This window comes from Peribacillus sp. NPDC076916, assembly GCF_050269675.1.
GTDB classification, from domain to species: domain Bacteria; phylum Bacillota; class Bacilli; order Bacillales; family DSM-1321; genus Peribacillus; species Peribacillus aracenensis.
The window spans coordinates 146086-163958 of the sequence record NZ_JBNNIU010000009.1 but is presented as its reverse complement, the minus strand read 5'-3'; the positions used below and the strand labels follow the sequence as shown (position 1 = coordinate 163958).

Below are 17873 nucleotides of genomic sequence, written 5' to 3'. Positions count from 1 at the left end.
TATACGTTCGGTGTAGGCCTAGAACTTGCGATGGCCTGTGATTTCAGGATTGCACGGGAAGATACCCTGCTTGCCCTTCCAGAAATGAACCTAGGAATGATTCCTGGGAGTGGAGGTACACAGAGAATTGCAAAGATTGTGGGCTTAACAAGAGCAAAGGACATGATCATGCGTGCCAGAAAAATTCCTGCAAATGAAGCGTATCAATGGGGTCTATTAACACAAGTAGTGTCCAAAGGGGACCTTCAGCAAACAGTGGATTCGTTAGTTGAGGAGCTTGTTCAATTTTCTCCGCTTGCTCAGCGTGTTGCAAAAGAAGTGTTGAACGCTTCTGAAGAAAGTCCGCTGGGAGTCGGATTGAAAATGGAAGGGAAAGCCTACGGCCTCCTTCGCACAACAGAAGACTTTAAAGAAGGCGTAGATGCGTTCGTAGAAAAGAGAAAACCAGTTTTTACAGGGAAGTAAATAATGGATAGTAAGTCAACTGAGGTGTTGAGAAACCACTGAATCCGTTCTTTCCCAGCTTGTAGAGAAAGCGTGGTATTACTCTCTCTACAATCTTTTTTTGTTCCTTTTGACTTCCTTACAAGGACTTACACCTTTGGATAATTTAAAATAATCAAGAAGAAAAATCCTCTACCCTTAGTTGACCAATGAACTATCGAATGATATACAGTTATACCTATTTGAAGAGTAATAATATTATTGTTTTAAGAGGTTGTTTACTCTACTGATATTATTCACGATGGTGTTTATTAGGTTAATTTTCATATCCGTCCTCATATATAAGAGCTTCATTTCTAACACATCTATTTTACAAGAAACAATTCCAAATATCCTTAATCTGTTCGAAAAGAATGAAAAAAGGTGATATACATGAACTGGTTAGATCGTATTGAACAAAATGATCCTGTCGTTCAAAGTGCAGATCCTATCTGGAAAGCGGCTGAATACATGAAGCCTGTTTTATCGGGTCAAAATTTCATAGGGATAATTCATGCAAGGGATTTACTAAATACTGATTTAAAACGATTCATCGAAGAGTACATTGATAAAGACTGTGTTTCAGTCGATGGAACGGAAGTGATTTACGGCTTACCGTGTTCTAACACCCACCAAATAATTCCTGTTGTAAAGGATGGAATTTATTACGGCAGTATCAAATGGATCGTTGCCTGCAGGATGAATTAAATCAGTTGATGCTCGTTATAGACAATTCTTATGATGGAATATTGATAACAGATGAGACAGGTTATATTTATCAATAAGGAGTTGAACTGATCACTTTGCTGAACAAGGAGGTAATGGTCGGGGCGCACATGAACGATATGGTGGATAAAGGCCTATTTCTAAATGATTCTGTGGAGATGAAGACGCTACAATCAGGAAGATCATATACAAACGTTCAGAAGTATGAAAATACTGGAATATATACTCTGGTTACAGCTACGCCGGTTTGCAACCAAAAAGGAGAATTGATCCGGGTTTTGGCAAACGTTAGGGACGTCTCGGACTTAACTAGACTTCAGGAGCATCTAGCTGAATCCAAGAATTTACCTTAGCGCTACCAAACCGAGCTCAAACAGGTGCGCATTCAAAATATAAAAAGTTCAGGAGAAGTGATAGCCTATAGCCAAGAAATGCTAGATGTCCTTGATTTTGTCTATCATGTTGCATCATCCGATTCTACTATATTAGTACTGGGAGAATCTGGAGTTGGGAAAGAGGTCATTGGCAAAGTGCTACATGAAAACAGCTTGCGTTTTGAAAAAGGGTTATTCGTGAAAGTAAACTGTGGAGCGATCCTCCTAATCTATTAGAGGCAGAGTTGTTCTGATATGAACAGGGTGCTTTTACAGGGGCAAAAAAGGCAGGTAAGCAGGGTATTTTTGAATTGGCCAATAACGGAACTATTTTCCTTGACGAAATCGGAGAGTTACCATTAGACATGCAGGTAAAATTCCTGCGGGTTCTTCAGGAACAGGAACTTATCCGAGTTGGAGGGACACAAACGATCAACATTAATGAAAGGGTTATTGCTGCAACCAATCGAAACTTGGAAAGAATGGTGGAGGAAGAAACATTTCGGCTAGACCTCTATTATAGGTTGAATATCATACCAATCCAATTCCGCCACTAAGGGAAAGAAAGGATGATATTACTCCGCTACTTGGTAATTTTTTTAAGAAGTTTAATGAGAAGCATCAATATTCAAAACGCTTATCAAAAGAAGTTGTGGATCAATTGTTAATGTATAAATTTCCCGGGAATGTTCGGGAGTTATCCAATATAGTGGAACGACTAGTGCTTACCTGCCTTGCCAAGGTCATTAAATCGAAGTATCTTCCAAATATAGTAAGTGGATGTGACGAGATAGAAAATAAACTGAAGATTCAAGAAGGTAAACCTGAGGTAGACTGGCAAATCCTCAAGCTGTCTTGTTACGGTCCTGCAGAAGGAGGCAACCTGGTCGATCTGGAAAAGGAAGCGCTAATCCAAGCCCTGAAAAAATATGGATCAGTGCGATAAGCTGGTAAGGCCATAGGTATCACTCATACAATGGTTCTCAAAAAGATGAAAGAGTTTGGGGTTACCCTCAATGCGATACGCTAAAGAACTATGTACATTACTATTCTAATTATTGTTCGTTGTGGATTCGGTTATATATTGAGATTCATATTCGTCGTTGTTTTGTTCTGCTTGTTGTACATGTCTTTTGTATTGTATAGAGAAGCCGTTTCAGAAAGGGCTAACAGGTGACACATAAGCGTTACTGGAAATGGTTTATAACTATACAATTTGGATCGTAGGAGGAGCACATGAAATTTACGAGGATACCTGATTTTTATATCGGACAATAGTGGAGAATTTTCATGATGGAATTTTGGTAATGAATCAGGAAGGGAAAATTCTATTGGTCAATGGGTGAATCTGGAGTAGGAAAAGATGTCTTGGCTAGGGAAATTCATGAGACAAGTAAGCTGAAAGATCCGGAGCCTTCATGAAAGTGAACTGCGGGGCCATCCCTAAGGATTTCTTGGTATCTGAGTTCTTTGGCTATGATACCGGTGCCTTCACAGGTGCAAAGAAGGATGGGAAGCCAGGATTATTTGAACTTGCTGATCATGGAACCTTATTTTGGATGAAATCGGGGAGTTCCCCTTATATCTTCAGGCAAAACTTTTAAGTGTGCTACAAGACCAGCGGTTTACCCGGGTCGGTGGAAAGAAGGTGATTCAGGTCAATGTAAGAATTGTGGCAGCGACCAATAGGGATTTAGAATCTATGGTCCTGAGAGGAGAATTTCGGGAATACCTATATTACCGATTGAATGTCATCCCTATCCAGACTCCAGCATTGAGGGAAAGGAAGGATGATATCTCCTTGTTAATCGGTCATTTTCTCCAAAATTTTAATGAGGAATATAATAAGAATAAATCATTTACGATGGATGCTATGGATTCTTTGCGCATATCACTGGCCAGGCAACATCCGAGAATTGTTAAATATTGCAGATGACTTGTCCTAACCACTAAAAACGATGTAATAGAACCGAAGGATTTGCCTATTGCAAAACAACATACGGGAGTCAGTCTATCAATGCTCTTAAGAAATGAGGACACCAAAAGTAACTTATTTAAGTCTGTGGAGAAAAATCTAATCGAGAGCATGATACAGCGGGAAGGTCGTATTCGCAAGGCTGCCAAGGTATTGGGCGTTTCGCAAACGACCTTAATCCGCAAAAATAACGTCTCCTCAAAGGGCGAAAGTCTCATATTCTCCAGGGTCTAAGATGGAAAAGATAGTCGTTGTACACTCTCAGCTAGATGAAGTCCCTAAAGTGTTATGTCGAAGTAAATGACTAAAAAATAAAATAGTCATATTTCTTTATTCATTAATATAAGCGTACTCTCTGCTAGTCAACTTTCTTAATTGAGGAACTTGCCCTCCTTGACCCTAAGTACCATCAATGATGTAAAGAAAATAATGATGAATAAGTTTGATAAACACCAGGGATATTCATGTATGAATGCATATCAACGAAATTCAGTTTTGAGGAGGGGAACTATTATGGCTGACGAGCAATGGAGGCAGTTTGTTCTTGATGGGAACACCGACATCAACGTACGAAAAGAAGTTTTGGAATCGTGGAATAGGTGTAAACAGATGGGTGTTTCTCATGAGAGGGAAAATGTTTTTTCTCCTATTTCACAAAGCGATCTTGTAGGAAGACGACAGAAAAACCTCGACCTGATTAATGCAGCGTTGCCAGTTATGAAGGATTTTTATAAGCGCTTAAAAGGAGGAGGATACATTCTTTTACTTGCAGATGCAGAAGGATACTTAGTGGAAATGATGGCTGATCACAAATCTCAAAAAATAGCCGACCAGTGTGGAATGTCTGTAGGTGCACGATGGATGGAAGAAAACGTTGGTTCAACAGGGCTATCAATTGCGCTTAGAACACGCACTGCCATGGCTACTTCAGGGAATGAGCATTACTGTTTAGCCCTTCGCGTTTGGGATTGTTCTGCGTGTCCTATTTTTGTTGATGGAGAATACATAGGGGCCTTTGACGTTTGCCGTATGGGCCCTAATAATGATTTGAGAGAGTTATATACACTGGCATTTGCTGGTGCTCATGTTATTAGTGAAAGATACCGGTTTCATAAAGCAGAAATCAAAGAGCAAGTTTTATCACACGTATTAACTGGATACGTTCATAAGTTCAACTCCAACACAGGTATTATATCGTTTGATAATCAAGGTATAGAGTTATACAAAAACAAGCCTGCTCATGACTTTTTAAAGTTGTGGGAAGAAAACTACGGTCATTCGGAATCAAGTAAAAAAATGATATTGAGTGGCGTTGAAAAAGGTTCAGTTTCAACCGAAATTGAAGTGAATGAGAAGAAGTTTTTCATCCATTCAGAAGAAATAGTGAAGGGAGGTAAAACATTAGCCAACGTCCTATTTATACATTCCCAAACTAAGGAAACCCTACCAAAAGGTAAAATCAATCAAGATTACTTTGCCTTTTACACTAAAAATACAGCTTTCCAGAAGACCATACAAACAGCTATAAAGGTTTCAAGAAGTGATGCAAGTATTCTTATACAGGGGGAAAGTGGAGTCGGGAAAGACTTTATGGCTCGCTTTATTCACAAGCAAAGCGAAAGAAGGGACCAACCTTACACTGCGATTAATTGTGCAGCCTTGCCTCGAGAACTAATTACTACAGAGTTGTTTGGTTATGAAGGAGGAGCCTTTACAGGTGCAAAAAATAAAGGGAGTCAAGGGAAAATTGAAGCGTCGGACAAAGGAACCATATTCTTAGACGAAATAGCAGATTTACCACTTGATTTACAGGCTACTCTTCTTAGAACTTTAGAAGAAAAACAAGTGGTAAGAGTAGGAGGCACGACACCGATTCCAGTTGATGTACGTTTTTTAGCTGCGACAAATAAAAATATTAAAGAACTAATTGAAAAAGGAGAATTTCGAGAGGATCTCTATTATCGGTTAAACGTTTTTAATATAAAAATCCCTTCTTTAAGAGAACGAATTGAAGACGTGGAAAGCATCTTGAATACAATGTTAGGTGAAGCTTGTGAAAAAGCACAACGAAAAACAATCTCTTTCACTCCAGAAGTAATGAATATATTCGAACAACATACATGGCCAGGGAATTTAAGAGAGATGAGGAACGTAATTGAGCGAATTGTTTATCTACATGATGAAGATCACTTCGATTCATTTCATGCACATGAGTTTTTAGGATTGGATCAATCAATAGATAAAATAAGTGAACGTGAATATCTCTCTATCATTCTCAATAAAGCCAACGGTAATCGTGCCCAAGCTGCGAGGGAAATGGGTATCTCCCGCAGTGCTCTTTATCGGAAAATCCAAAAATATAACGTCGAATAAAGTATATATAACTGTTCGTCTGTCCGAACACAGACCGGTCAAATGTACATTTTTAAAATGGGAATCATCAAGCTCATAAAGTAAAAGCCCCATTGCAGACTCCGTTTTCACTTTATTTTAAACGTCTAATTAATTGGCACGGTTCTTGCAATATATCAAGTTGAGGACCATGTCCCAATAAAACAAGTAAAGGGAGGCTAATAAAATATGCAAGTAGGATCAAAAGAATGGATGGAAAATTTCCAGGAAGCCGTAAACACAGATCAAGAGTTAAATGTAATAGGAAAATATTGTGTTACAGACTTACTCTTGCAAATCGGTGCAAAGGAATACATAGTCCAAATTAAGCAAGGTAAACTGTCTAACTTCTTTGAAAAGGGAGCGTTAGACGGATGGAGTTTTGCGATTAGAGGTAGTTTAGAAGCTTGGGAAAAATTCACTCAGCCAATACCACCTCCAATGTTCCATGAATTATTCGCAGCAGCCTTTCAAGGGAATTTGCAGCTGGAAGGAAATCTTAAGGAACTGTATGCCAATTTGAAGTACATGATCCGTTTCCTAGATGTTACTAGAGAAGTGAAAAACAAGTTAGTTAAAGGAGTGTAATATGATGGGTAAATTTTCTTCTGTTAAAGGTCAATATGTTTATATTGAAGTAGATGGCATTGAGCACAAGGTTTATTTTGAGGAAAATGGACAAGGTATCCCATTAGTTTGTCAGCATACAGCTGGGGCTGACAGCAGACAATGGCGAGACTTACTTGAAGATTCAAACATTACACAGAATTTTAGGGTGATAGCTTATGATTTACCAAGACACGGTAAATCAGATCCCCCTCATGGTGTGGAATGGTGGAAAGAAGAATACAAGCTTACAACAGATTTTTATCTTCAATTTGTTCTTAATTTCTGTGAAGCTTTGGAGTTAGAAAATCCTATTTTTATGGGAAGCTCTTTTGGCGGACATGCTGCGCTTCAGTTGGCACTTGAGTATCCTGAGAACTTCCGAGCCACCATACCTGTTGAGGGATCCGACCATACACCTGGATTTTATCAGGAATGGTGGAATCATCCCCATACTCACGGTGGAGAAGTTTGTGGATCAGGAGTCTGGGGACTCATGGCTCCACAAAGCCCAGAAAAAGATCGTCGTTTAACATCGTGGTACTATAGCCAAGGGGCTCCAGGTGTATTTAAAGGAGACCTATATTTTTATAGTGTAGATCATGATTTACGTGGAAAGCTCCATCAAATTGATACGAATAAATGTCCAGTATATATGCTGACAGGAGAATATGACTATCTTTCAACACCTGAAGACTCTAAACGTACGGCTGAAAAAATACCAGGAGCCAAGTTTGTAGAAATGAAAGGTATTGGTCATTTCCCAATGAGTGAAAACCACGAAGTATTTGTTAAATACTTGGAAGATGTTCTTCAAGATATCTTAACCGAAGAAAAAACATTAGTATAAAAAATAAAAATAAAGAGACCATCACAAAGTCTGTTTCAAACGAATCATGACATCATACAGGGGAGACGAAAAGTCTCTCCTGTAATTTTTTCTGTCCTTGCTGTAAAAGGCGCAACATGGGCATTTACGGTTGGAATTTTATTATGTGTCCTGATTTACAAAAGAACCTTCTTTCAAGGAGAAGATTGCGAGCATTTATTTGAAACGAAAAAGGAGTGGAAAGATCAATGCAACATTACAGTATGTACATAAATGGCGAATGGGTTAATACTCATAACGTATTAGAAGTAGATAATCCTGCCACAAAAAAAATCATTGCGACCGTGCCAAACGGCGGGAGAGAGGAAGCAAAAACGGCATTAGATGCGGCACATAAGGCGTTTCGTACGTGGTCGAAAACGACGGCCTATGAACGTAGTGAATACTTAAAAAGGTGGTTTACTCTCATCGATCAAAACAAAGAGGAAATTGCGAAAACGATGACCATGGAGGAAAACCATTAAAAGAAGCGCTTGGTGAAGTGCAGTATGCCAACAGTTTTTTTACATGGTATGCAGAGGAAGGAAAGCGTGTATATGGAGAAACGATTCCGGCTGCGCATTCTGATAAACGCCTTCTCGTTCAAAAGCATCCGGTTGGTGTTGTCGCAGCGATTACGCCTTGGAACTTCCCGGCGGCGATGATTACAAGAAAAGTAGCCCCGGCATTAGCAGCAGGTTGTACGGTCGTTGTTAAGCCAGCTGAGTCTACTCCGTTAACTGCGTTGCTTTTAGCAAAATTCGCGCAAGAAGCAGGCATCCCAAAAGGGGTTGTCAATGTCGTTACAGGAGACCCGAAAGAAATCGGAAACGTTTGGCTAGACGATACCCGTGTAAAGAAAATTACGTTTACGGGTTCAACGGAGGTCGGCAAATATTTAATGAGACGCGCAGCGGACACCGTGAAAAAGGTCTCGCTTGAATTGGGCGGTCACGCACCGTTCATTGTGATGGACGATGCCGATGTCGAAAAAGCGGTGGAAGGTGTTATTGAATCAAAATTCCGTAATGCCGGTCAACTATGTATTTGTACAAATCGCATTTATGTGCAAGAAGGGATCGCCGAAACATTTACACAAGAGTTCGTGAAAGCTGTTTCGGAATTAAAAGTAGGCAGCGGTTTAGAAGAAGAGGCTGACATCGGTCCGCTCATTAACGACAAAGCAGTAGAAAAAGTACAAAGCCATATCTCTGATGCAGTCGATAAAGGCGCAAAAATATTGGCCGGTGGCAATGCGCTTCGAGAAACGAACGGCTATTACTTTAAACCAACAGTCTTAAGCGGTGTAACAGATGAAATGGTTTGTATGAAAGAAGAAACGTTCGGACCAGTCGCGCCGATTACGACCTTTAAAACGGAAGAAGAAGCGATTGAACGTGCGAACAATTCTCCTTACGGATTAGCAGCGTATGTATTTACTGAAAATCTTGGACGTGCGTTTCGTGTAAGTGAGGACTTGGAATACGGGATCGTTGGTGTAAATGACGGCACTCCGTCTGTTGCACAGGCACCATTTGGTGGATTTAAAGAAAGCGGACTAGTACGTGAAGGCGGCCATTATGGTATTGAGGAGTTTTTGGAAGTGAAATACATTTCCATCGGCATTTAATCGAACATTCTACATTCGCCGTTGGGGTGATAAAACTTCGGTTCTGTACACATAAGAAGAAATAGAATAAGGAGCTGGCAACAGCTCGTCCTTTTCAACGTATTAGGTTCTGGAGTGAAAATAATTCGATAGAAACATAACTTGTATTTTAGTTGTTATCTTCTTGAGATTCATGAAGCAATTCCAATCAAATTATATATGAATTTGACTTTATTTTAGGAAGACTTCAAATCCAAGTTTTTTTAATTGCTGATAATCAGTATTATGTAAACTAAACACTGATAGTAAATCTGGCTTGTTTTTATCAAATGTTAATACATAATATACACGTTTTCTATTTATAATGTGTGTTTAACATATTATAATCGCTAATAATGTTAAACACTAATTGATAGAATGAAAAAACACAGTAATATACACTTGAAAATCACTGTATTGCATCCTCCAAACGGCTCATGGCTTCTGCTGCTATTAGATAAACGAACATTCCTCCTTATCTGAAGCCTGGATGCGCACCCTTCCGGTGAAGTCGTTTAAACAAACCATTAATGAAGTTTATTTTCTATTTCAACAAATTTAAGTAGTGAAGACACTTATGAAAGATAAATTATTTTAAGTGATTAGTAGCCCTTAAACCAATGATTAAACATGGTTTAAATTAACAATATCTTGTAATATTTAACTTATCATACAGGGGAGCATTAGAATTTAAACTCCATTCGATGATTTAAGAGAGCCTTTTGGCTCTTTTTATTTTGAAAAAGTTTTAACTTTGTAAATTTGTGTTTTGCTGTCCGACCCTACCCCTACAGGGATTATTTCTATTAAGATCATGGTCCTTTGCTTACTCTAAGCTATATTTATATTATGTAAACTGGAGAGGATAAAGTTTTCACTTATAATAAAACGGATTTACATAAATATGGGGATGCCTTCACATAATATAGAAGGATATGAATTCCTTTGTAATAGGCAGGTGATTAGATGTTCTTCAAAAAACGAAAGTTTAGAAATAATAAAGACAAACAGGCCGTGACTGAGAATTCACAAGATATTGGCCAGCTGTTTGCTAAGGCTAAAAAATCCAGTGATTTTAAACAATTTCCACTTACGGATGAACCGGGACATTTAATCATTTCTTACTACAATACACTGGTCGATCAACAACAACTCCAACTGAAAATCCTAATGATTTTCCGAGAGACCCCTTTTGAACTAGACAGGCTAGAGAAAATTGATGACATAAATAAAATCATCGCAATAGAAGATATTGTAATAACGGCTAATCGGAACGAAGCTGAATCAAAGTTACTTAAAGGGTATGCGATACTTCAAATGAAGGAAAATGATCAAAGGGTTGCTTTAATTCTCTTATCCAATGATAAAGCTGGATTGCGTGAACAAAATAACGTTGAAAATGAGTTTAGTGTGGTGGGGCCACAAATTGGGTTTCTTGAGAATATTGATGTAAATATACATTTATTAAGACAACAAATAAATACAACTGATCTAATTACGAAAGAATTAAACATTGGTTCTACTTCAAATACTCGAGTTATTATTGCTCATATTGATGGGATTACGAGTGAGCAGCATGTTAATACCATGACCCAACGGCTTCAAGATATTGATTTTGATGTCATTTTTGATACTGCTCTGCTGCATCAATTTATAGAAGATAATTCCCATACACCGTTTCCTTTGCTTCTTCCAACTGAACGTGTGGATAGGGCGGTTCAAGCTCTTATTAACGGACAAGTAGCTGTTTTTTGTAGTGGGTCGCCATATGTCATTACAGGTCCTTCTACGATCATTGATTATTTTATTTCACCTGAAGATTACTTTCTCCCATGGATTATTGGATCTTTTTTTCGTTTAATACGGGTATTTAGTGTCCTTTTCTCCATTTTTGGGACATCTATTTATATAGCCGTTATCACTTACCATTACGAGATGATTCCAAACGATTTATTCGGTTCACTTAGTACTTCTCGTTATAATGTCCCGTTTCCGCCGGTATTAGAGGTGATTTTTCTGGAATTCACGATTGAACTATTACGTGAAGCGGGAGTCCGGTTACCTACAAAGGTAGGACAAACATTGGGAATAGTGGGCGGTATTGTTATCGGCCAAGCGTCAGTTGAGGCGTCCCTTACAAGTAATGTCTTACTCATTATAGTCGCCCTATCTGCCTTAGCTTCCTTTACTACCCCCATTTATAAAATGTCGAACACTATACGTTTTTTACGTTTTCCTTTAATTCTCTTCGCATCTATTTGGGGGGGACTAGGTATCGTTATAGGGATTGCCTTTTTAATCATTCATCTTACACGGTTAGAATCTTTAGGAACACCCTATACCGTTCCATTTTATCCTTTTAGGCCTGAGGATTTAACGGACAGCCTGATCCGTTCTTCTTATAGTAAAACATACAAAAGGCCAAATTACTTACGTCCTAAATCAATTTGGAGATACCACCCACATAATCACAAAAAAAAGAAAAGTGATTTTGATGAATAACCAGGAAAGGATAATAAAGGTGAATTAAATGAAATTATGTTTTCTGTTAACTTTTAGCTTAACTTTCTTTTTATCAGGGTGTGGTATACATGAGAGGATCATTGATGAAGTTCAGATAATTGAAGCTCTAGGATATGATCGGGAAGAAGGCAAAGTCAAAGGAACTGCTATTTATCCTATTTTCGCAGAGCAGGGGAAGGTCAAATTGAAGATTTTTAAAACGGTGTCTGATTCATATGAAGACATACTCCCGACCATGAATGCAAAATCAGCCTATCCTATTGAGACAGGAAAATTAGATTTTGTATTGTTCGGTAAGGAATATGCCACACAAGGGATCGAAGATGTTATCACTAATCTTGCCCGAAATCCAAATACGGGGAGTCGAATGCAGTTGGGCATTGCTGAAAACACAGCCGAAGATATACTTCAATCCAGTGAACATGTGAATCTTCCATTCCATTTAAGTGAAAAAATCAATCAAAACATTGAAAGTGGTAATTTGCCAAAAATGAATCTGCACATGTTTTTGAACCATTTTCATCAAGAAGGGAGGGATCAAGTTTTACCTTATTTTATCCTAGAGGAAGGTCAAGTTAAAATTGACGGGTTAGCCTTATTAAAGAACGGGAAGTACTTAAATCATATTAATTTAAGAAAGTCCTTTATTCTAAAAACATTAATTGATGGGTCTCAAAATGGGCAATATAAAGCCAAAATCACACAAAATAAAAAGGAAGGTTTTATTCTCTTGAAAAACCTGGATGCAAAAACTACATATACGGTTGAGAAAAGCGAAGGCATTCCGAGTATATTCATCGATTTAACCATCCATGCAGAGATTGAAAAAGCATCATCCTGGTTTGATTTGAAAAAAGATAAAGATATTGTAAAACTGGAACGAATTTTAAATGAACACTTTAAGGAAGAGGTCCAACGTTTAATTTCACTGGCACAAGGATACAATGTAGATCCCATTGGGTTGGGAGAAAAGGTTAGAGCCACCTCAAGAAATTGGGACTATCAACGGTTTATGGACATATACCCAGAAGTAAAAACCACTGTACACACAAATATTGACATCCTAAAAACAGGTATTGAAGAGTAAGTCTTCAAGATAAGAGGAGGAACCACGTGAAGTCATTACTAGACGAACGACATTTAGTATCTTCCTTTTACGTTTTCTTTCTGATCTACACGAATATTATTGGCATAGGAATCATGAGTTTTCAACGAGATATAACGAAGGACGCAGGTTATGATGCATGGATTTCCATCATTTTATCAAGTATAAGCATACATATACTAGTTTGGATGATCTATCGTATTCTTGGAATTGCTAACAATGATGTCATACATGTTCACAAATTTTGCTTTGGAAAATGGATTGGCGGACTGTTCAACATTTTTGTGATTTTCTACTTTCTTATATTGGGTTTAATTGTTTTCCGTGTTTATATTGAAGTGGTTCAAGTTTGGCTGTTTCCCCTAATGAAGACCTGGCAAATAAGCCTCATTCTTCTAGTCCTCATTTATTACGTTGTATCCGGTGGATTCCGCGTGATTACTGGAATGTGTTTCTGGGGAACTATCATACCTTTTATTATCCTGTTTCCCCTTAATTTTTTTTCATTGGAATTTGCCGATTTTAACAATTTATTACCCGTATTTAACCACTCTGTGAAGGAAATCGTATCATCCTCTAAAGCTATGTTGTTTCAATATGTTGGCTTTGAGACCTTATTCATGTTCTACCCATTCATAAAAAATCCAGACAGATCACAAAAATGGGCCCATTTTGGACTTTTGTTCTCAAGCTTACTTTATCTAATAATAGCGCTCATCACATTTGTCTTCTTTAGTGAAGGACAATTAAACCATGTAATATGGCCAACATTAGCTCAAATGAAAATTGCGAAATTCCCTCTAATAGAAAGAGTCGAATTTATCGTTGTTTCGATTTGGTTACTTCTCGTATTACCCAATATCAGTGTGAAAATATGGGCTGGTTGTCGTGCTATTAAGAAAGTAATAAATGTGAAACAACGTATAAGTCTGTTCATTGTACTGGTCCTATTCTTTATTTTAGCTAATGTGCTCAAAGAGAGGAGTCAAATAGAGCGATTGAATGAAATGTATTCAAACATTGCTTTTTACTTTGTGTATCTATATATCCCTTTTCTCTTTTTGTACATTCATATTAAGCATAAAATAACTAAGTAGGATAGAAAGCTTCTAGAAACTTATAATACAATCTGGGCAGATCGTTTTGTAAGGATTCAACAGAAAAGGTCAGCAGTTACATTTGGGAAGGTGAACCATTCCAAATCACAGAAATTACAATGGATGATCCTAAACTAGGTGAGGTTTTAGTTCGCCTTGTTGCGTCGGGGATTTGTCACACTGATGTGGAGCTAGTATAGTTTCATGGACACATTTTAGTTAAGTCCTTACAATGATTTTTGAGAGGATGTGTCCGTCTTGGAACGTAAGAATACAGGTGGAAAATAGAATGATGAGTTAAGAAGACTATTTAGATCTTTATCACTCGGGTAATTCGGTCAAAGAATTAAGCGGCGAATATGGCGTATCAGAAGTTACCATTTATAAATGGGTTAAAGAATTTATCCCTATCGGTTTAGGGGAAGAGTCTATGACTCCAAAGGAATTAGCTGCCATACAGAAGGAATACCTTCGGTTAAAGCAAGAAGTTGAAATCTTAAAAAAGGCTATGGCCATATTCGCGAAAAAGTAACCGAGACAGATCTTACCGAATTTATTGAGGAACACAAGAAACAATATCCCATACAGAAGATGTGTGAAATACTAGAAATCCCAAGAAGCAGCCATTATCAGTCTCTTCAACTTGTCGTATCCAATCGCGAACAGGAAAACCAAGAGCTAACGAAGAAAATTCATCTCATCTACTTAGAAAGCAAGGGACGTTATGGTGCTCCCAAGATACATAAAATCTTATTAACCAAAGGGTTTTCCCTAAGTCTAAAGCGTGTTCAACGCCTAATGAACAAAGCGAGTATTCGTTCTATCAGGAAGAAAAAATACCGTCCCTATCCATCAAAAGAAAAGATTATTCAGTTGGATAATTTGCTTAAACGAGACTTTACTACCCAGACCATTAATGAGAAATGGGTAGCTGATATTACGTATATCCACAGGTTAAAAGACGGATGGTGTTATTTAGCTTCTGTATTGGATCTTCATTCTAAGGAAATAGTAGGGTATTCCTTTTCACTTTCTATGGCGACAGAACTGGTCATAAAAGCTTTCGATAACGCTCACTCTTCACAAAAGCCATCGGAGGGCTTAGTTCTTCATACGAATCTTGGCTCACAATATACAAGCAGTGAGTTTACTCAACATACCCAGAATCATCATATTAAGCGATCCTTTAGCCAGAAGGGTTGCCCGTACGATAATGCCTGTATTGAATCTTTTCATGCGATATTAAAGAAGGAAGAAGTCAACCATGTACAGTATCTAGACTACCAAACAGCTAAATTAGCGATATTCCAATTTATTGAAGGGTGGTAAACCGAAAAAGAATTCACAGCAGGTTAGGATATAAAACACCACAAGCCATTGAAGATCAAATTACAAATACAGCTTAAGATTTAACTTTTTTGTGTCCAAAATATTGACTCAAATCCATGGCTTTGGTAAATCTTTAAAGTATTTAATAATTATTTATTAGGGATTTCTTAAGAATCAACTTGTCTAGCTTTTCACTATATTCAAGTGTTTCCTGATGATTTAGACCTTTCTTAACACCAGTTTCTATAAGTAATTTTCTTAGGCTCATTATATTTAATTCTAACTCTCTATACATTTTTATTTCGCACATTTTGAATACTCCTTTGTGGGTAACTAATTTCTATTTTAGGATTATATTACAATTATGTAATGATTAAAATGTTTTTTCTTAAACTTGCTAATAAGTAGGGAAATCGACATAAGATTATACTGCAATACGTCACAGTAGAAACAAAGAAAATCGTGATATTACGCAATCCAAAAGTGATAAAAAAGATGCCCTTGTCATCGCTGATATGGTGAAGAATGGCTACTATGCCTTCGTTCGTTCCACTTCAGAATCATTTGAAAAACTTCGTGTCCTTATGGCTAACCGAGATGTGATCATTAAGCGTCTTGTTAGCTCCATCAACCAAATTAATCGCTTGGTGGTCTTTCCTGAGCTCCGGCAAGTGTTTAAAGACGTATCATGTAAAGGGGCAATCGCAATCCTACGCCTCTTTCCTACCCCAGCTGAATTATGTTCCTTACAGCCTCAAGATATCGTAAACGGGTGGAAATCATGTATGAAGCGACATTCCGGGCATAAAAAAGCCCGTTCCCTGCTTGTATTGGCCAACTTTCCGCCAGGTATCCCACATTCGATTCAGAGTAGTATTGTAAAACCAAATTGAATAGTAACTTCTTGAATTGACAGAACGCGTTTTGAACGAGATATAACGGATAGAATGGACCAGCAAGAAAAAACCATAGAAAAACAATCCGAACTGATCCGCGTTTTGGTAGAACCTTTAACGGAAAATCTAAACATGAAGAAGAACGAGATAAAAGGTTTAAAACGGTTAGATAAAATAGTAGCTGAAGTATCCGCTGCCGTGATAAAAATGGCAAAGGAGGAAGTGGAATCCATTAAAAAAGAAGTGGCTGTTGCTAAAGCGGAAATAGATGTTGTCATGAATAGAGACAAAGTCGGCTGTCCGACTTAATTCTTGAACGACTTCAGCTAAATATTGAGTAGCTTTCATAGTTATAATTAACCTTGTTGAATCAATTCTTGCTTTTAGCTGCAACTGCTTTTTTATCGTCTTTGCTTGTGATACCACCACCTACGATGACAAGATCTGGTTGTACTTTAATCACATCTGGAAGTGTTTCTAATTTGATTCCGACTGCATATAGCCGTTTTCGCATTTTTTACAACGCTCTTAATGGTTGCAAGGTCTTCGAAAGAATTTTTTCCTACAGCTTGAAGGTCATAACCTGTGTGAACACAGATATAATCTACTCCAAGTTCATCCGCACGACTTTCAATGTCTTTTACTGCGATTATATCAGCAAGGATTTGTTTACCTTGTTTTTTGCTTCTTCTACAGCACCTTTAATGGACTCGTCTTCAGCTGTACCAAGAATGGTGATGATGTCAGCGCCTGCTGCAGATGCTTGGCTAACTTCATATCAGCTGCATCCATGATTTTAAGATCAGCTAAATGATAGCTATTTACTAACGGTACGATATTCAGTATACTGGGTATGTTACTAAATTAAAAGTATGCACTATTTTATCATATAGTAATAAAAAGTATACTATGGGACATAATAAGAGTTGGAGGTGAAATAAATGCCGAATCTTGGGGAAAAAGTGTTTAATTGTGAAAAAGAATTGACTCTTTCGATTATTGGTGGAAAATGGAAAATGTTGGTATTGTGGCATCTGGGAAAAGAAGGAACCAAACGTTTTGGTGAACTAAAGGCCCTCATGCCTGGTATCACTCAAAGAATGCTTGTTAATCAATTGCGTGAACTTGAAGACCATTTGATTGTTCATCGTGAAGTCTATCCTGTCGTTCCGCCAAAAGTTGAATATTCACTCACTGAGTATGGAAGAAGTCTGATGCCTATTCTGGATGCAATGTATGACTGGGGTAAAGATTATATTGAGAATGTATTAGAAAAAGAAACAGAAAACAAATCGTCTATTCAGTAAAAAAAGAGTTTCTCCTAGGGGTTCGAAAAAGTGTAAAAAGTTCATATACTAACAAACCACGGTTAGCTATCTTAATAAAGATGCTGTCCGTGGTTTTTTATATCTCTACGTATTTAAAAGGTTGAAAAAACACAACATTTAATAAAGGAATCAGTTACTTGGTATTGGATTCATGTTTATAGTGTTATTTTTAACACTATGTTATACGAAATGTATCTATGTGTTAATAAAGTGCGTACTTTCAAAAGTATAACTTACGTAATATACTGATTTTGCTCAAGTAATAGCGAGCTTAAAGAATACTACCAAACCTTAAGGGAATACTACTACAAGCATGGTGAGATGAAGTGAAACTTCATTTAATAATTTATACATGTTGTTGCTTTTGACGAAAGGAGAGATCCGCATGGAAAGGTTCAAAACTAAGCAGCGAAAAGTTTGTGAAAGATGTCTAACCATCACCATAAATAATGAAACCTGTCCAAAATGTGGACATTCTCAATTAAGAGATATCATTATTACCGGACAAGCTGGGAGAAATAAAC

General features: G+C 37.6%; 17 protein-coding genes and 6 pseudogenes. 21 read left to right on the top strand and 2 right to left on the bottom strand.

Going from position 1 to position 17873, the window contains the following annotated elements:
* From ACQKFG_RS21735 to ACQKFG_RS21650, 18 genes and pseudogenes are all read left to right on the top strand, one after another.
* A partial coding sequence (locus ACQKFG_RS21735; protein WP_427562710.1) for an enoyl-CoA hydratase/isomerase family protein occupies positions 1 to 465 on the top strand: 465 nt, incomplete at its 5' end.
* A gap of 411 nt (positions 466 to 876) precedes the next feature.
* Positions 877 to 1191, top strand: a complete 315-nt coding sequence (locus ACQKFG_RS21730) for a hypothetical protein (RefSeq protein ID WP_427562707.1) — start codon at positions 877 to 879, stop codon at positions 1189 to 1191.
* Positions 1192 to 1304: 113 nt separating this feature from the next.
* Entirely contained in the window at positions 1305 to 1562 is a 258-nt protein-coding gene (locus ACQKFG_RS21725; protein ID WP_427562704.1) for a hypothetical protein, read from the top strand.
* A 57-nt stretch (positions 1563 to 1619) separates the two neighbouring features.
* Positions 1620 to 1820: a sigma 54-interacting transcriptional regulator gene (locus tag ACQKFG_RS21720; protein ID WP_427562701.1), complete on the top strand. Its 201-nt coding sequence runs from the start codon at positions 1620 to 1622 to the stop codon at positions 1818 to 1820.
* Positions 1821 to 1849: 29 nt separating this feature from the next.
* Positions 1850 to 2140 (top strand): annotated as a pseudogene (locus ACQKFG_RS21715) (sigma 54-interacting transcriptional regulator); the annotation flags it as partial.
* Positions 2141 to 2292: 152 nt separating this feature from the next.
* Positions 2293 to 2529 (top strand): hypothetical protein, encoded by a 237-nt coding sequence (locus ACQKFG_RS21710; RefSeq protein ID WP_427562698.1) that lies wholly within the window; start codon positions 2293 to 2295, stop codon positions 2527 to 2529.
* A gap of 328 nt (positions 2530 to 2857) precedes the next feature.
* On the top strand, positions 2858 to 2929 hold the full coding sequence (locus tag ACQKFG_RS21705) for a hypothetical protein (RefSeq protein WP_427562737.1): 72 nt from the start codon (positions 2858 to 2860) through the stop codon (positions 2927 to 2929).
* The gene (locus ACQKFG_RS21700) at positions 2922 to 3005 is read left to right on the top strand and encodes a sigma 54-interacting transcriptional regulator (RefSeq protein ID WP_427562734.1); all 84 of its coding nucleotides are present in this window, start codon (positions 2922 to 2924) and stop codon (positions 3003 to 3005) included. The genes ACQKFG_RS21705 and ACQKFG_RS21700 overlap by 8 nt, the downstream gene beginning before the upstream one ends.
* Positions 3002 to 3519: pseudogene (locus tag ACQKFG_RS21695) on the top strand (sigma 54-interacting transcriptional regulator). The gene ACQKFG_RS21700 and the pseudogene ACQKFG_RS21695 overlap by 4 nt, the downstream one beginning before the upstream one ends.
* Positions 3520 to 3600: 81 nt before the next feature.
* A complete protein-coding gene (locus tag ACQKFG_RS21690) occupies positions 3601 to 3792 on the top strand; it encodes a helix-turn-helix domain-containing protein (protein WP_427562695.1) in 192 nt (63 codons plus the stop codon).
* Between the two features lie 279 nt (positions 3793 to 4071).
* A complete protein-coding gene (locus tag ACQKFG_RS21685; protein ID WP_427562692.1) occupies positions 4072 to 5931 on the top strand; it encodes a sigma-54-dependent Fis family transcriptional regulator in 1860 nt (619 codons plus the stop codon).
* A gap of 207 nt (positions 5932 to 6138) precedes the next feature.
* Positions 6139 to 6537, top strand: a complete 399-nt coding sequence (locus ACQKFG_RS21680) for a hypothetical protein (RefSeq protein ID WP_427562689.1) — start codon at positions 6139 to 6141, stop codon at positions 6535 to 6537.
* 4 nt (positions 6538 to 6541) lie between these two features.
* Positions 6542 to 7405, top strand: coding sequence for an alpha/beta fold hydrolase (locus tag ACQKFG_RS21675; protein WP_427562686.1), 864 nt, complete (start codon positions 6542 to 6544; stop codon positions 7403 to 7405).
* Between the two features lie 242 nt (positions 7406 to 7647).
* Positions 7648 to 9053 (top strand): annotated as a pseudogene (locus ACQKFG_RS21670) (NAD-dependent succinate-semialdehyde dehydrogenase).
* Between the two features lie 984 nt (positions 9054 to 10037).
* Positions 10038 to 11573 (top strand): spore germination protein, encoded by a 1536-nt coding sequence (locus ACQKFG_RS21665; RefSeq protein ID WP_427562683.1) that lies wholly within the window; start codon positions 10038 to 10040, stop codon positions 11571 to 11573.
* A 28-nt stretch (positions 11574 to 11601) separates the two neighbouring features.
* Positions 11602 to 12681, top strand: a complete 1080-nt coding sequence (locus tag ACQKFG_RS21660; RefSeq protein ID WP_427562680.1) for a Ger(x)C family spore germination protein — start codon at positions 11602 to 11604, stop codon at positions 12679 to 12681.
* Positions 12682 to 12707: 26 nt separating this feature from the next.
* On the top strand, positions 12708 to 13796 hold the full coding sequence (locus ACQKFG_RS21655) for a GerAB/ArcD/ProY family transporter (RefSeq protein WP_427562677.1): 1089 nt from the start codon (positions 12708 to 12710) through the stop codon (positions 13794 to 13796).
* A 310-nt stretch (positions 13797 to 14106) separates the two neighbouring features.
* Positions 14107 to 15202 (top strand): annotated as a pseudogene (locus ACQKFG_RS21650) (IS3 family transposase); the annotation flags it as partial.
* Positions 15203 to 15267: 65 nt separating this feature from the next.
* Here ACQKFG_RS21650 and ACQKFG_RS21645 read toward each other — a convergent pair.
* Positions 15268 to 15420 carry an aspartyl-phosphate phosphatase Spo0E family protein gene (locus ACQKFG_RS21645; protein WP_427562732.1) on the bottom strand — a complete coding sequence of 51 codons (153 nt, stop codon included), beginning with the start codon at positions 15418 to 15420 and terminating at the stop codon, positions 15268 to 15270.
* 151 nt (positions 15421 to 15571) lie between these two features.
* Between ACQKFG_RS21645 and ACQKFG_RS21640 the strand changes: the two are divergent.
* Positions 15572 to 15997: pseudogene (locus ACQKFG_RS21640) on the top strand (IS110 family transposase); the annotation flags it as partial.
* Between the two features lie 75 nt (positions 15998 to 16072).
* On the top strand, positions 16073 to 16330 hold the full coding sequence (locus ACQKFG_RS21635) for a hypothetical protein (protein WP_427562674.1): 258 nt from the start codon (positions 16073 to 16075) through the stop codon (positions 16328 to 16330).
* 47 nt (positions 16331 to 16377) lie between these two features.
* Here ACQKFG_RS21635 and ACQKFG_RS21630 read toward each other — a convergent pair.
* Positions 16378 to 16831 (bottom strand): annotated as a pseudogene (locus ACQKFG_RS21630) (orotidine 5'-phosphate decarboxylase / HUMPS family protein); the annotation flags it as partial.
* Between the two features lie 131 nt (positions 16832 to 16962).
* Here ACQKFG_RS21630 and ACQKFG_RS21625 point away from each other — a divergent pair.
* Positions 16963 to 17328 carry a winged helix-turn-helix transcriptional regulator gene (locus tag ACQKFG_RS21625; protein ID WP_031538335.1) on the top strand — a complete coding sequence of 122 codons (366 nt, stop codon included), beginning with the start codon at positions 16963 to 16965 and terminating at the stop codon, positions 17326 to 17328.
* Positions 17329 to 17873: the final 545 nt, after the last annotated feature.

Excerpts from the sequence above, each read along its gene's own strand:
- ACQKFG_RS21690 (WP_427562695.1), top strand. The coding sequence starts at position 3,601 with ATGCTCTTAAGAAATGAGGACACCAAAAGTAACTTATTTAAGTCTGTG.
- ACQKFG_RS21730 (WP_427562707.1), top strand. The coding sequence starts at position 877 with ATGAACTGGTTAGATCGTATTGAACAAAATGATCCTGTCGTTCAAAGT.
- ACQKFG_RS21625 (WP_031538335.1), top strand. The coding sequence starts at position 16,963 with ATGCCGAATCTTGGGGAAAAAGTGTTTAATTGTGAAAAAGAATTGACT.
- ACQKFG_RS21660 (WP_427562680.1), top strand. The coding sequence starts at position 11,602 with ATGAAATTATGTTTTCTGTTAACTTTTAGCTTAACTTTCTTTTTATCA.
- ACQKFG_RS21680 (WP_427562689.1), top strand. The coding sequence starts at position 6,139 with ATGCAAGTAGGATCAAAAGAATGGATGGAAAATTTCCAGGAAGCCGTA.
- ACQKFG_RS21665 (WP_427562683.1), top strand. The coding sequence starts at position 10,038 with ATGTTCTTCAAAAAACGAAAGTTTAGAAATAATAAAGACAAACAGGCC.
- ACQKFG_RS21675 (WP_427562686.1), top strand. The coding sequence starts at position 6,542 with ATGGGTAAATTTTCTTCTGTTAAAGGTCAATATGTTTATATTGAAGTA.
- ACQKFG_RS21635 (WP_427562674.1), top strand. The coding sequence starts at position 16,073 with ATGGACCAGCAAGAAAAAACCATAGAAAAACAATCCGAACTGATCCGC.
- ACQKFG_RS21725 (WP_427562704.1), top strand. The coding sequence starts at position 1,305 with ATGGTCGGGGCGCACATGAACGATATGGTGGATAAAGGCCTATTTCTA.
- ACQKFG_RS21685 (WP_427562692.1), top strand. The coding sequence starts at position 4,072 with ATGGCTGACGAGCAATGGAGGCAGTTTGTTCTTGATGGGAACACCGAC.
- ACQKFG_RS21645 (WP_427562732.1), bottom strand. The coding sequence starts at position 15,420 with ATGTATAGAGAGTTAGAATTAAATATAATGAGCCTAAGAAAATTACTT.
- ACQKFG_RS21700 (WP_427562734.1), top strand. The coding sequence starts at position 2,922 with ATGGGTGAATCTGGAGTAGGAAAAGATGTCTTGGCTAGGGAAATTCAT.